Raw genomic sequence first — 13,951 nt, forward strand, 5'->3', positions numbered from 1 at the left:
GATCACTCGGAGAATAGCCCCGTCATGCCCTACTCGGAACAGCAGATCACGTCCCTGCACCACTGGTCGGACAAGACCTTCAGCTTCACCACCACGCGGCCGGAGGGCTTCGAATTCCGCAATGGCCAGTTCGTGACGCTGGGCCTGCGCCCGGAGGGCAAACTGATCCCGCGCGCCTATTCGATCGTGTCGGACCCGTCCAGCGAGGAACTCGAGTTCCTCAGCATCCACGTGCCCGACGGTGACCTGACCAGCCGCCTCGCCCATGTCGAACCGGGCGACTCGATCTGGATCAACAACAAGGTCACCGGCTCGCTGACGGTGGATTACGTGCAGCCCGGTCGGCATCTGTACATGCTGGCCACCGGCACCGGCATCGCGCCGTTCGTCTCCCTGGTCCGCAGCGACGAAGTGTTCGAACATTTCGAACGGGTCATCCTGGTGCACAGCGTGCGCACCGTGGAGGAACTGGCCTATCGCGAGGAGCTGGAAGCGAAGATCAGCGATCGCTTCCGCTACATGCCCACCGTGACCCGCGAGGATCACGACTTCGCCTGCCCCGTGGCGCAGCAGCCGTTCGACAACAACCAGCGCGGCGCCGAGCTGTTCCGCTCGGGCGAGCTGTTCCGGGCGCTGGATCTGCCGCCCGCGGACCCGGAGCAGGATCGCGTGATGCTGTGCGGCAACCCGGCGATGAACCGCGAGATGAGCCAGTGGCTCGAGGAGCACGGCTGGGTACAGACCAGCTACAAGGGGACCGGCACCTACACCGTGGAACAGGCCTTCGTGACCACCATGGACGACGCCGACGACTGAGCCCTCCGGCGGCGGAGCGAGACGTGTCAGTCGCCCAGCAGGATCCAGCGCGCCTCGTTGAGGCGCTGCAGGGTGGCCGTGTCGCCACCCCGGTCGGGGTGGTGGCGCTGGGCCAGGCGGCGGTAGCGGGACTGGATCTCCGCGTCGTCCACCGGATCCGCCAGCTCCAGCACCGCCAGCGCCGCTGCCCGGCGGTCGCCGCCGTCCATCCGCCGCCAGAAGCCGTCCAGCAGGGCCTGCACCGCGGCCGCATCCATGTGATCCAGAGTGCTCAGGTCGAGGTAATAGGCCCGCAAAGGGTCCTCGCGCACCAGGGCCGCGGAGACCGTGCCGGCGGTTGCCGCGGCCCCCGCGCCGTCCGTGGCCCGCGCCTGAATGCCGATATCCAGGCAATGGATGCGCAGCCATTCGCCCTCGGCCGCCAGCCGGTCGCGCAGGCGATAGAGGCAGTGAAACAGCAGGAAATGGGTGCGGAACAGCCCCAGCGGTTCACGCAGGTCGGCCCCGGCGAAGGGCACCACGCCAGCGTCGCGCAGGCGGGCGATCAGCGCGTGCTCGGTCTGTCCCGCAGCCTGCGCACGCACGCCCCGCTCCACCGCCGCCAGCAGCCCCGGATCGACCTCGGTATCCACCCCGGTACGCGCATCCGCGGCGGCAGCGACGACGGGGTTCACGAGGCGTCCGGCGTGTCGCCGTCGATGTAGTACCAGTGGCCGTCGATGCGCCGGAACCGGCTGCGTTCGTGCAGCCGCATGCCCTGGCCGTGCAGCCGCGCGCGGGCGACGAATTCGACCCTCCCGGCGGTGTCGTCGGGGCCGCCGGCTTCGCTGCCGCGCACACTCAGCCCGAGCCAGCGCCGATCCGGGTCCAGCTCCAGCGAGGCCGGGCGGGTCTGCGGATCCCAGGTCGCCAGGATGTAGGCCTCGTTATGCTCGGTGTAGGCGGTGTAGCGCGAGCGCATCAGCGCCTCGGCGGTCTCCGCCGGGGCCGTGCCATCGATGCGCGGCCCGCAGCACCGCTCACGCGGGCGACCGGACCCGCAGGGGCAGTTCACGCTGTCCGGTTTCGGCTTGCGGCGACCCATCTCGACCCCCGAGAAAAAATGATCAGGACGCGGGAAATCCCCCAACGCCGGAGCAGGGGAGTAGCGTAACCCCCAGCCACACCGGAGTGAACCGCATGGACGATATACTGATCCTCGGCTGCGGAGACCTGGGCACCGGGCTGGCCGGCCGGCTGCACGACGCCGGACACCGGGTCTGGGGTCTGCGGCGCCATCCCGAACGCCTGCCCGGATGGATCCGGCCGCTGCAGGGGGACCTGACAGACCCCGACGGCCTGCCGGAGCTGCCGCGCTCGACCCGGGCGGTGTATTTCATCACCACCCCCGACCAGATGGACGACACCGGCTACCGGCGCGCCTATGTCGACGCCCTGCAGCACGCGCTGGGCGCCCTGGAGCGCCAGGGCCTGCAGCCGGAACGCGTGATCTTCGTGTCGTCCACCGGCGTCTACGGCGTCGATGACGGCAGCCGGGTCGACGAAGACACCCCCGCCCTGCCACAACGCTTCTCCGGACGCCGCCTGCTGGAGGCCGAACGCCTGCTGGAGGCCTCGCCGTACCGTGGCATCCGCCTGCGCCTGGGCGGGATCTACGGACCGGGGCGCGAACGCATGCTGGATCTGGCGCGCGCCGGCCAGCTGGGCGATGACGAACCGCCGACGTGGACCAACCGCATCCACCGCGATGATGCGGTCGGCATCCTGCACCACCTGTTCACGCTGGCCGATCCCGATCCGGTCTATCTCGGCGTGGATACCGAACCGGCCCTGAAAAGCGAAGTGCTGCACTGGCTCGCCGCGCGTCTGGGCACCCTGCCGGCAGACGCGGCGGTCCACCGTGTGGATGCCCGCGACGGGGCCCGCGGCCGGCGCTGCGACAGCCGGCGCCTGCAGGACTCCGGCTACCGCTTCCGGTATCCCGACTACCGGGCCGGCTTCGGCCCGCTGCTGCCCTGAAACACACGCGCGCCGCACACACAAAAAAGACCCCGCCCGGCAGAACCGGAGGGGCCCGGAGAGACCCGGCCCGGGGAGGCAGAACCCCGGGACCGGTGATCAGAACCCGGAGGTTCAGACCTTGGTGTAGCGCAGGTACGAGCGGATCTCGTCGAAGCCCTGCGGGAACTTCTTCTGCGCTTCTTCGTTGCTGACCGTCGGCGGGATGATCACCTTGTCACCCGGGGTCCAGTCGGCCGGCGTCGCGATGCCGTGCTTGTCGGCGGTCTGCAGGCCGTCGATGGCACGCAGGATCTCGTCGAAGTTGCGGCCCAGCGACATCGGGTAGGTCATCATCAGACGGATCTTCTTGTTCGGATCAATGATGTAGACCGAACGCACCGCCGCGGTGTCGCTCTCGCCGGGGTGGATCATCTCGTAGAGTTCCGAGATTTTCTTGTCGGCGTCGGCAACGATCGGGAATTCGAGGGTCGTGTTCTGCGTGTCGTTCACATCCTCGATCCACTTGTTGTGCTCTTCCACCGTGTCGGTGGACAGACCCAGCGGCTTCACGTTGCGGTCCGCGAACTGCTTCGCGAGCTGCGCGGTGCGACCCATCTCGGTGGTGCACACCGGGGTGAAGTCGGCCGGGTGGCTGAAGAAGAAGCACCAGGAATCGCCGATCCACTCGTGGAAGTCGATCTTGCCGGCGGTGGTGTCGACCTGGAAGTTCGGTGCGGTATCGCCCAGACGAAGCGTCATATCGCTATCTCCTTTGCTTGTTTCCGTTCATTCGGTTGGTGGCAGATGATCGTTATCGATCATGTGCATCACTATATCGGCGAATTCTTATGACGTGAATTCTATTATATCAATCACACCGATCGCCTAATCCTATGAGTCGCCCTGGATCCATTTCCATGGCTGCTTCATGGTCAACCATTGGTGTCGCCACCTCGCCCGAAGTTCCCGCCGGACAGTGACCCGGTCCACAAACCATACGGCTCAGACCGGATCCCGCCGCCAGATCAGGATCTGGTTGTTCACCGGCATGTCCACCACCGCCTCCCGGGTCAGGCCGCAGGCGCTCGCCAGCGCGTCCAGGTCGGCGCGATCGCGCACCCCCATCCCCGGGTCCTGCTGGCGCAGAGAACGGTCGAAGCGCGCATTGGATTCGGCCGTGTGCTCCCCGTCGTGCGCGAACGGCCCGTACAGCGCAAACAGCCCGTCCGGTTCCAGGACCCCGGCGACCCCGGAGAACAGCGCCTCCACCCCCGGCCAGTGCAGGATGTGGACCGTGTTCGCGCTGTAGACGTAACGAAACGGACCGTCCGGCCAGGGATCAGCGGCGACATCCAGCGCGCGCGGCGGCTGCAGGTTGGGCGCCGCCGCCTCGCGCCGCCACGCCTCGATCCCCGGCAGGTGTTCGGCGACATCGGTGGGCAGCCACTGCAGATGCCCCAGGCGCGGCGCCATGAAAGCCGCATGCTGGCCGGTCCCCGCCCCCAGCTCCAGCAGGGCACCCGGACGGATGAACCACTGTTCCAGGATCCCCAGGATCGGCTCGCGGTTCTGTTCGGCCGCCGGGGCATACGGGCGCTGCGTCATTTCCATGGGGTTCTCCGGTCTGCGGTGTGCGGGTTCCGGCCCAGCATAAACGACGCCCGAAGCGCCCACGTGCAAGACCGCACGTTCCTCAGGTCCGCGATGGACCCCGCGGGTGCGGGACTGCCATGATCCGTATTCAGGTCCCTTTTACGGAGAGCCCCCATGTCCCGCTACCCGCATCGTCCCGCCCGCTCCCGGATCGCTGCATGGGCCACCGCCCTGGGGCTGCTCCTCGGCGCCGTGGCCGCCACCTCTCACGCCGACGCACGCGAGCCGGCCAGCGACCCGGACACCCTCCTGCCGGTGGAGCTGGCCACCGTGGGGGTGGACGCGCATAGCGGCCTGCCCATTGCCCTGCTGCGCGACCCCGAATCCGCCGACGTCGTGCCCATCGTCATCGGCACCGACCAGGCCCGCGCCATCCTCCTGGCCATGCAGGATGTCGACGTACCGCGGCCCATGACCCACGACCTGATGGTCGACCTGCTGCGCGAACTCGACGCGGAGCTGGAACGGGTCATCGTGGACGGGCTGGAAGACGGCACCTATCTCGGCATGCTGGAGCTGCGTGTCCCCGGCGAGGGGGCACCGCGGCGGATCGATGCCCGGCCCAGCGACGCCCTCGCGCTGGCAGTGCGCACCGGCGCGCCCATCGCGGTGGCGCCGGAAATCCTCGAGGCCGACGTCCCCTTCGATTTCCAGCCCCCCGGTGACGACGAGATCGTCACCGCGCTGGGGATCACCGTAATCGAAGCACGCGACGATCTGCGCGAGGCCCTGGGCCTGCCGGACGAGCCCGGCGTCCTCGTCAGCCGTGCCGAGGGAGCCGCCGCCGAGGCCGGCCTGGAGCAGGGCGCGCTGATCCTGGAGGTCAACGGACGCAGCCCGGAAACCCCGATCGACTTCCTCGAGGCCGTGGGAACCACCCCGGACGACGAAGAAGCCGAACTGCGCTTCTGGCTGGACGGCGAGACCCGCACCATCACGCTGCCCACCGACGTACCGGTACTGCCGGACGACGAAGACGCGATTCAGGCCTGAACGCGCGCCGCCGGGTCCCTCCGCGGGCGCTTCAGCGCATGTGCCGGCGCAGCCAGTCGATGCTGGCGGCGGTCGCCGGGTCGTGCGGACCCGGCTCGCCGGCCGGGTCGAGATCCGCCAGCACCCGGCCGGCCAGCTGCTTGCCCAGCTCCACGCCCCACTGATCGAAGGCGTTGATCTCCCACAGGCTCGCAAGCACGTAGATCTTGTGCTCGAACAGGGCGATCAGCGCCCCCAGTCGTTCCGGATCCAGGTTCTCCAGCAGGATCAGCGTGCTCGGCCGGTCGCCGGGGAAGCTGCGATGCGCCGCCAGCGCCTCGATCTCGGCCGCATCGCGACCGGCGGCGGCCATCTCCGCCCGGGCCTCGTCCTCGCTGCGCCCCAGGGCGAGCGCCTCGGCCTGGGCCACCAGATTGGCCAGCAGCATGGGGTGCTGTTGCGGCAGGTCGTGTTCGGCGCGCGCAACGCCGATGAATTCCGCCGGAACCCGCCGCGTACCCTGATGCAGCAGCTGATAGAACGCATGCTGCCCGTCGGTGCCCACCGCGCCCCAGACCAGCGCCCCGGTATGCCCCTCCACCGGCGTGCCGTCCAGCCGCACCCGCTTGCCCAGGCTTTCCATCTCCGCCTGCTGCAGATACGGCGGCAGGAAGTACAGCCGCTCGTCGTAGGGCAGCACCGCGCGCGACTCCCCACCCTGGGTGTCCTGATTCCACAGGTCCACCAGGGCCATGCGCGCCGCGGCATTGTCTTCTACCGTAGCGGTGCGCACGTGCTCGTCCATCTTGTGGGCCCCCGCCAGGAAGCGGCGGAAGCCCTCCATCCCCAGCATCAGGGCCACCGGCAGGCCGATCGCCGACCATACCGAATAACGACCACCCACCCAGTCCCAGAAACCGAACATGCGTTCGGGCGAGATACCGAAGGCCTCGACGCGCTCGCGCGCGGTGGAAACCGCCACAAAATGAGCCGCGACCGCGGACGCATCGCCGGCCGCATGCTCCACCAGCCACTCGCGGGCCGCACGGGCGTTGGTCAGGGTCTCCTGAGTCGTGAAGGTCTTGGAGGCGACCACGAACAGCGTAGTCTCCGGATCCACTTCGCGCAGCACCCGGGACAGGGCCTCGCCGTCGACATTGGAAACGAAATGCATGTCCAGCGGGCTTCCCCCGGCAGCCGGGCATGCATGGTCGGCAAGCGCGCGACAGACCATGCGCGGCCCCAGATCGGAGCCCCCGATCCCGATGTTCACCACCGCCTCGATCGGCCGTCCGCTGAATCCCCGGTGCGTCCCGTCGTGCACCGCCGTCACGAACGCCTCCATTCGGTCCAGGACCTCATGCACCACCGGCACCACGTCCTCGCCGTCCAGCTCGCAGCGAGCCTCGCGGGGCAGGCGCAACGCGGTGTGCAACGCGGCCCGCCCCTCGGTCACGTTCACCCGCTCGCCGCCGAACAGCCGCCCCAGCGCCGAAGGGATATCGGCGGCCCGCGCCGCCGCGAACAGCGCCTCCCAGGAATCGGCATCCAGCCGCTGGCGCGTCCAGTCCAGGCGCAGGCCGGCCACCTCGCAGACATCGCGCTCCACCCGTTCCGGCTCGCGCTCCAGCAGCTCGCGCAGATGCTCCGGCTCCAGGCGCCGGGCTTCGTTCTGCAGGACCTCGCGCGCGGCGATTCGGTGGGAACGGTTCATGCGGCTACCTCGACGTCGGGGGGTGTCGATACAGCATAATCCGCCACCCGGCAGCCGTCAGCCTGCATTGCCATTCACCGGGGCCGGCTGCGTTACACTCAACGTCTCGTTACGGAGAAGCCGTCATGCGCATCCTTTTCGCCACCAGCGAGGTCTTCGGGCTGGTCAAGACCGGCGGTCTCGCCGATGTCAGCGCCAGCCTGCCTGTCGCCCTGCGGCGCCGGCGACAGGACGCGCGCCTGATCCTGCCGGCCTACCCCGAGGCGGTGCAGCGCCTGCGCCGGCCGGTCACCCACCCGGGACCGGAAGACGCTCCGTGGCAGCTGATCGAGGGCCATCTACCGGGCACGCGCATGCCGGTCTACCTGGTCGACTGGCCGGAATATTTCCAGCGCGCCGGCAACCCGTACACCGCCTCCAACGACCAGGACTGGCCGGACAACGCGCAGCGCTTCGCCGGCTTCGCCCGTGCGGTGGCCCGAGTGGCCGCGGATGACGCCGGGCTGAACTGGACCCCGGAGATCGTCCACGGCAACGACTGGCAATGCGGCCTGCTGCCGATCTACCTGCGCGAGGCCTGCGGCACGCGGGATGCACCGGCGTCGGTATTCACCATCCACAACCTCGCCTATCAGGGCCTGTTTCCGGCCGAAACCGCGACCGCACTGGGTCTGCCCGCCGAGCTCTGGCACCCGGACGGCGTCGAGTTCCACCAGCAGCTGTCCTTCATGAAGGCCGGCCTCATGTTCAGCGACGCCATCACCACGGTCTCGCCCACCTATGCCCGCGAGATCCGGCAACCGGAACACGGCATGGGCCTGGACGGGGTGCTGCGCGCCCGGGCCAACGTGTTCCACGGCATCCTCAACGGCGTCGACTACCGCGCCTGGGACCCGGCCCGCGATCCGCACATCGCCGCCGCCTACGACCCCGACGACCTCTCCGGCAAGGCCGCCTGCAAGGCCGCGCTGCAGCGCCGCCTGGGGCTGACCGAAGACCCGGACATCCCGCTGCTGGGCCACGTCGGGCGCATGGTCGAGCAGAAGGGCATGGACCTGCTGCTGGCGGTGGCCGCCCCGCTGGCCGAGGCCGGGCGCATTCAGCTGGCGCTGGTCGGCTCCGGGCAGACCGATCTGGAGCACGCCGCGGGCGCGCTGTCGCGGGCCCATCCGGGCCAGGTGGGTGTCCACATCGGCTACGACGAACCGCTGGCACACCAGATCGAGGCCGGCGCCGATCTGTTCGTGATGCCGTCGCGCTTCGAGCCCTGCGGGCTCAACCAGCTCTACAGCCTGCGCTACGGCACCCCGCCGGTGGTCCACGCCACCGGCGGGCTGGCCGACACCGTGGTCGACGCCACCCCCGAAGCGCTGGAGGCCGGAACCGCCACCGGATTCAGCTTCACACCCGACAGCATCCCGGCGCTCGGCGACACCCTGGAACGGGCCCTGACGCTGTACCGGAACCGGGCGGATGGCCGCTGGGAACAACTCATGCGCACCGGCATGCAGCAGAACTTCGACTGGCAGGTCGCCGCCGGCGCCTACCTCGATCTCTACCGCCGGCACCGGCCGCAGGCGCGTTCGGGCGCATCTGCGCTATAATTGCCGGCTTTCGCCGCCGACCGGCACGGGCCGGCAGGCAAGCAACCACCACGGCGGGGCCGGCTGCAGTCGGCCCCCTGCGCGGGCCGCCTCATGAACCAAGCCGATCACAACGACCGTTTCCTGCCTCAGGACAAGGAACTGCGCGCCCGGGTGCGCCTGTTCGGAGAACTGCTGGGCAACGTCATCTGGAAACTCGAAGGCCAGGCGGTCTTCGATGCGGTGGAGACCCTGCGCCGCGGTTTCGTCAGCCTGCGCAAGGAGGAAGACCCGGACCTGCGCCAGCGTCTGATGGACGACATCACGCAGTTCGACACCACCCTGACCGAACGCGTGATCCGTGCCTTCAGCATCTATTTCTCGCTGGTGAATATCGCCGAGGAAGACCTGTTCTACCGCTGGCGCCGCGCCCAGGTCTCCAGCGGCGAGCCGCTGTGGGTGGGTTCCTTCGACCAGGCCCTGCGCGATCTGCACGCGGACGGCGTGACCGCCTGGGAGCTGGAGAAGCTGCTGGGCCAGCTGCACTACCAGCCGGTGTTCACCGCCCACCCCACCGAGGCGCGCCGGCGGACCACCATGGAGAACCAGCGCCGGGTGTTCGAGACCGCCGACCGCCTCAATCAGCCGGGGCTGGGCGACGAGGAACGTCGCCTGATCACCGAAGAGCTGGAAAGCCAGATCCAGATCCTGTGGCGCACCAACGAGGTGCGGGTGAGGAAGCCGGAGGTCCAGGACGAGATCAAGTACGGCCTGTTCTATTTCGAGGAGAGCCTGTTCGAGGCGGTGCCGCAGAGCTACCGCTTCCTCGAGAAGGCGATCCGCCGCATCTACGGGGTCAACCCGGACGGCTCCCTGCCGATGCGGATCCCCGCGTTCCTGCATTTCGGCTCCTGGATCGGCGGCGACCGCGACGGCAACCCCAACGTCACCCCGGAGGTCACGGCACTGGCCTCGCGTCTGGCGATGGAACAGGTGCTGCGCGAGTACATCAAGCGGGTCAACGAACTGCGCAACGTCCTCACCCACTCCTCCTACATGTGCGAGCCATCGGCCGAATTCCTCGCCAGCCTTCAGGCGGACTCGACCATCTCCAATGCCGTGTTCCAGGGCGCCTCCGACCGCTTCGAGACCGAGCCCTACCGGCGCAAGCTCTACATCATGCGCTACCGCCTGCGCGAGACCCTCGGTACGGTCAGCCGGCGGATCCGGGGCGAGGCCGCCGTGCTGCCGACCAACAGCGCCTACGCCACGCCAGAAACCTTCCTGCAGGACCTGAAGCTGATCCGTGACTCCCTGATCAGCCACGGTGACCGCAATATCGCCAGCGGCGCGCTGACCGACCTCATCCGCCTGGTGGAGACCTTCGGTTTCCATCTGCATCACCTGGACGTGCGCCAGGAATCCACCGTGCACACCGAGGCGGTCGCCGAGATCCTGCGCCACATCGATCCGTCCCTGGACTACGCGGCCATGGACGAGCCCGCCCGTCAGCAGTGTCTGGCGGAGCTGATTGGCCGCGGCGACGAGCTGCCGCAGCCCGATCGCGCCGCCCTCGACGAACGTACCCGCGAGACCCTGGAAGTTTTCGAGGTCATCCGGCGCATGCGCGGCGAGGTCGGTCCGGACGGCATCGGCACCTACGTCATCTCCATGACCCATGCGGCCTCGCACGTACTGGAGGTCCTGCTGCTGGGACGCCTGGCCGGACTGGCCGGCGAGGACCCGGAAACCGGGGCGTACTGCCACCTGCGCATCTCGCCGCTGTTCGAGACCATCGAGGACCTCCTGCACGTCGAGGACGTCCTGGAGGGCCTGCTGTCGAATCCGGTCTACGCGCGCCTGCTGGCCGCCTCGGGCAACGTCCAGGACGTGATGCTGGGCTACTCGGACTCCTGCAAGGACGGCGGCATCCTCGCCTCCAGCTGGAACCTCTACGAGGCGCAGAAGAAGATCGTCGGCATCACCGACCGCTACGGCGTGCGCTGCCAGCTGTTCCACGGCCGCGGCGGCACCGTCGGGCGCGGCGGCGGCCCGACCCACGAGTCCATCCTCGCCCAGCCCCCGGCCACCGTGCAGGGTCGGATCAAGTTCACCGAACAGGGCGAGGTCCTGTCGTACAAGTACTCCAACGTGGAGACCGCGGTATACGAACTGGGCATGGGCGCGACCGGCCTGATGCTCGCCTCGCGCAGCCTGATCCGCCCGCCGCGCTGCGACCGCGACGACTACCGCGAGACCATGGAGGAACTGGCGCGCCTGGGCGAGGATGCCTACCGCGATCTGATCGACCACACCCCGGGCACGCTCGACTACTTCTACGAGATCACCCCGGTGCAGGAGATCGGCTATCTCAACATCGGCTCGCGACCCTCGCACCGGCGCAAGACCGACCGTTCCAAGAGTTCGATCCGCGCGATCCCGTGGGTCTTCGGCTGGGCCCAGTCGCGCCACACCCTGCCCGCCTGGTACGGCATCGGCACCGCGCTGGAAACCTGGCGCGGCGACGATCCGGCACGCCTGGAACAGCTGCAGCGCATGTATCAGGAGTGGCCGTTCTTCCGTTCGCTGCTGTCCAACTGCCAGATGGCCCTGACCAAGGCCGACATGCGCACCGCCGCCGAGTACGCCCGGCTGTCGCACGACACCGACCTGTCCGAGCGCATCTATTCGCGGGTACGCGAGGAACACAGCCGCACCGTCAACGAGGTTCTGCGGGTGGCTCAGCTGGACGGGCTGATGGAAGAAACACCCCTGCTGGCGCGCTCGCTGCAGCGGCGCAACCCCTATCTGGATCCGCTCAACAGCATCCAGATCCACCTGCTGCGCCAGTCACGGGGTTTCGAGGCCGAGAACGAAGGGAACGGGGACGCCCGGGAGAACCCCTGGATCTCGCCGCTGCTGCGCTCGATCAACGCGATCGCCGCGGGGATGCGCAACACCGGCTGAGACCGGAGCGGGACACGCACTGGCCGGGGCCCGGGGCTCATGCAGGGCCCCGGGCCAATAATGCCGTACTCAGGCGGCCTGGACGGGGATATCGTGCCCGGTGCGGGCGATGGCGTTGTCGGCGTCGAGATACACCAGATCGGGGGTGAACTCGCGCGCCTCGGCGGCATCCAGCTGGCCGTAGGCGCAGATGATCACGCGATCGCCCACCGATGCCTTGTGCGCAGCGGCGCCATTGACCGAAATCACCCCGGACCCGGCTTCCGCCTCGATCGCGTATGTGGTGAAGCGTTCGCCGTTGTCCACGTTGTAGATCTGGATCTGCTCGAACGGCAGGATCCCGGAGGCCTCCAGCAGACGCGTATCGATCGCGCAGGACCCCTCGTACTCGAGTTCACAGTGCGTGACCCGGGCCTTGTGCAGCTTGCCCTTGAGCATGGTGACCAGCATAAGCGTCTTCCGTCGGCGAACGGTCTTTTCACGGGGCCGGGAATTATGCGCGATGCACGCGGGAGCGGCAATGTCCCGCGTCCGACTCAGGGCCGGCGATTATCGATCAGGCGCACGCTGTCCAGCCAGGCGGCCCCGAGGATCACGAGGTCCTGATCGCACAGGGCCTCGCCGGCTACCGGCTCGGCGAGATCCATCGCCCGGCGGATGGCCACGTATTCGGCATCCAGCCCGGCCTCGCGCAGGCGGTCGCAGGCCTCCGCCTCGATCTCGGTGACCCGGTCGGCCGCGCCGCTGCGGTCGCGCCGGCAGACGATGGCGACCTCGTCGAGCACGCGCTTGAGCGCCGGCGCTCGCGCGCGCGACTCCGCGGTCAGCCGGCTGTTGCGCGAGGAACAGGCCAGCCCGTCCGGCTCGCGCACCGTGGGTACCGCATCCACCCGCACCGGCATGTCCAGCGAGCCGACCATGCGCTCGATCAGGCGGAACTGCTGGTAATCCTTCTCGCCGAACAGGGCGATGTCGGGGCGCACCAGGTTGAACAGCTTGGCGACCACCGTCGCCACACCGTCGAAATGGCCCGGACGGAACGCCCCCTCGAGGATCTCCGACAGCACCGGCACGACCACCTTCACCGGCGGCAGCCCGTCGTCCGGGTACATCACCGATTCGTCCGGGCAGAACAGGGCGTCGACGCCGGCATCCGCCAGCCGGCGGGAGTCTTCTTCCAGGCTACGCGGGTAGTTCGCGAGGTCTTCCTCGCGGTCGAACTGCAGCGGATTGACGAAGATCGACACCACCACGCGCGAGGCGCGCGCCCGGGCCTCGCGAACCAGGGTCATGTGCCCCTCGTGCAGGTGTCCCATGGTGGGCACCAGGGCAATGGTTTCCTGGCTGCCGCGCCGGGTCCACTCACGGCGCATCGCCTGGATCTGTGGTCGATCTCGAAGGATTCTCATGGCCGTCCCGAGCCTCGTCTGAACCGGAGTTCGCTACGAAAAGGTATGCACGCCGGACTCGGGGAAGCGCCCCTCGCGCACCGCGCCGACATAGGCCCGGACCGCACCGGCCAGCGAGCCGCCTTCGGCGAGGAAATCGCGGGCGAAGCGCGGCGGATTCGGGGTCAGACCGATCACGTCGGCGATCACCAGCACCTGGCCGTCGCAGGCGGGGCTGGCGCCGATCCCGATCACCGGCACGTCGCCCGCCCGCGCCACCGCGGTCGCCAGCCCCTCGGTCACGCCTTCCAGCAGCAGGGCCTGGGCCCCGGCCTTCTCCAGCCGCCCGGCCAGGGATTCCAGCTGGGCCGCGGCTTCGGCATCGCGCCCCTGCACGCGATATCCGCCCATGCGGTGCACCGCCTGCGGGGTCAGTCCGAGGTGGGCGCACACCGGGATACCGGCATCCACCAGCCGCTCCACCACCGGGATCTGCGTCGCGCCACATTCAATCTTGATCATGTGCGCCCCGGCCCGCATCAGAGCCCCGGACTGGGCCAGCGCGGTGGCCGGATCGGCATCCCCCAGGAACGGCAGGTCGGCCATGATCAGGGCCCGGCGTGCCCCGCGGGCCACCGCGGCGGTGTGATAGACCATGTCCTCCAGGGTTACCGGCAGCGTGGTGGCGTGCCCCTGCACCACCATGCCCAGCGAATCTCCGACCAGGATCACCTCCACGCCCTGCTCGTCCAGCAGGCGCGCGAACGCGGCGTCGTAGGCGGTCAGACAGGCAAAGCGCTCGCCGGCCCGCCGACGCTCGGCCAGGGTGTTGACGGTGATCGCCCCCATGCGTGTCC

At 68.9% G+C, this 13,951-nt stretch carries 13 protein-coding genes; 5 read left to right on the top strand and 8 right to left on the bottom strand.

From position 1 onward, the window contains the following. Positions 1-24 precede the first annotated feature (24 nt). Complete coding sequence (locus D577_RS0105420) at positions 25-816, top strand: ferredoxin--NADP reductase (protein ID WP_018946533.1); 792 nt, start codon at positions 25-27, stop codon at positions 814-816. Between the two features lie 26 nt (positions 817-842). On the opposite strand, the gene D577_RS0105425 is transcribed toward D577_RS0105420, so the two are convergent. Next, entirely contained in the window at positions 843-1,490 is a 648-nt protein-coding gene (locus tag D577_RS0105425; RefSeq protein WP_018946534.1) for a DNA-J related domain-containing protein, read from the bottom strand. Further along, positions 1,487-1,900 carry a YchJ family protein gene (locus tag D577_RS0105430; protein WP_018946535.1) on the bottom strand — a complete coding sequence of 138 codons (414 nt, stop codon included), beginning with the start codon at positions 1,898-1,900 and terminating at the stop codon, positions 1,487-1,489. The genes D577_RS0105425 and D577_RS0105430 overlap by 4 nt, the downstream gene beginning before the upstream one ends. Before the next feature lie 95 nt (positions 1,901-1,995). Between D577_RS0105430 and D577_RS0105435 the strand changes: the two genes are divergently transcribed. Continuing rightward, complete coding sequence (locus tag D577_RS0105435) at positions 1,996-2,835, top strand: SDR family oxidoreductase (protein ID WP_018946536.1); 840 nt, start codon at positions 1,996-1,998, stop codon at positions 2,833-2,835. A gap of 114 nt (positions 2,836-2,949) precedes the next feature. Here the strand turns inward: D577_RS0105435 and D577_RS0105440 are convergent, their stop codons facing one another. Together D577_RS0105440 and D577_RS0105445 are read right to left on the bottom strand one after the other, a co-directional pair. Beyond that, a complete protein-coding gene (locus tag D577_RS0105440; protein WP_018946537.1) occupies positions 2,950-3,576 on the bottom strand; it encodes a peroxiredoxin in 627 nt (208 codons plus the stop codon). A gap of 243 nt (positions 3,577-3,819) precedes the next feature. Continuing rightward, positions 3,820-4,428 (bottom strand): DUF938 domain-containing protein, encoded by a 609-nt coding sequence (locus D577_RS0105445; RefSeq protein ID WP_018946538.1) that lies wholly within the window; start codon positions 4,426-4,428, stop codon positions 3,820-3,822. A gap of 156 nt (positions 4,429-4,584) precedes the next feature. Between D577_RS0105445 and D577_RS0105450 the strand changes: the two genes are divergently transcribed. Continuing rightward, a complete protein-coding gene (locus D577_RS0105450) occupies positions 4,585-5,463 on the top strand; it encodes a bifunctional nuclease domain-containing protein (RefSeq protein ID WP_018946539.1) in 879 nt (292 codons plus the stop codon). 31 nt (positions 5,464-5,494) lie between these two features. On the opposite strand, the gene pgi is transcribed toward D577_RS0105450, so the two are convergent. Further along, positions 5,495-7,156, bottom strand: a complete 1,662-nt coding sequence (gene pgi / locus D577_RS0105455) for a glucose-6-phosphate isomerase (protein WP_018946540.1) — start codon at positions 7,154-7,156, stop codon at positions 5,495-5,497. 125 nt (positions 7,157-7,281) lie between these two features. On the opposite strand from pgi, the gene glgA reads away from it, so the two are divergent. Then, complete coding sequence (glgA, locus tag D577_RS0105460; RefSeq protein WP_018946541.1) at positions 7,282-8,760, top strand: glycogen synthase GlgA; 1,479 nt, start codon at positions 7,282-7,284, stop codon at positions 8,758-8,760. A gap of 93 nt (positions 8,761-8,853) precedes the next feature. Further along, positions 8,854-11,706: a phosphoenolpyruvate carboxylase gene (gene ppc / locus D577_RS0105465; protein WP_018946542.1), complete on the top strand. Its 2,853-nt coding sequence runs from the start codon at positions 8,854-8,856 to the stop codon at positions 11,704-11,706. Between the two features lie 69 nt (positions 11,707-11,775). On the opposite strand, the gene panD is transcribed toward ppc, so the two are convergent. The 3 genes from panD to panB form a co-directional block, all read right to left on the bottom strand. After that, positions 11,776-12,156, bottom strand: coding sequence for an aspartate 1-decarboxylase (gene panD / locus D577_RS0105470; protein WP_018871149.1), 381 nt, complete (start codon positions 12,154-12,156; stop codon positions 11,776-11,778). A gap of 86 nt (positions 12,157-12,242) precedes the next feature. Further along, positions 12,243-13,115 carry a pantoate--beta-alanine ligase gene (panC, locus tag D577_RS0105475; RefSeq protein ID WP_026288924.1) on the bottom strand — a complete coding sequence of 291 codons (873 nt, stop codon included), beginning with the start codon at positions 13,113-13,115 and terminating at the stop codon, positions 12,243-12,245. Positions 13,116-13,148: 33 nt separating this feature from the next. Next, positions 13,149-13,943 carry a 3-methyl-2-oxobutanoate hydroxymethyltransferase gene (gene panB / locus D577_RS0105480; protein WP_018946544.1) on the bottom strand — a complete coding sequence of 265 codons (795 nt, stop codon included), beginning with the start codon at positions 13,941-13,943 and terminating at the stop codon, positions 13,149-13,151. Positions 13,944-13,951: the final 8 nt, after the last annotated feature.

Origin of the sequence: Thioalkalivibrio sp. AKL17 (genome assembly GCF_000377885.1) — a bacterium.
Lineage (GTDB): Bacteria > Pseudomonadota > Gammaproteobacteria > Ectothiorhodospirales > Ectothiorhodospiraceae > Thioalkalivibrio > Thioalkalivibrio halophilus.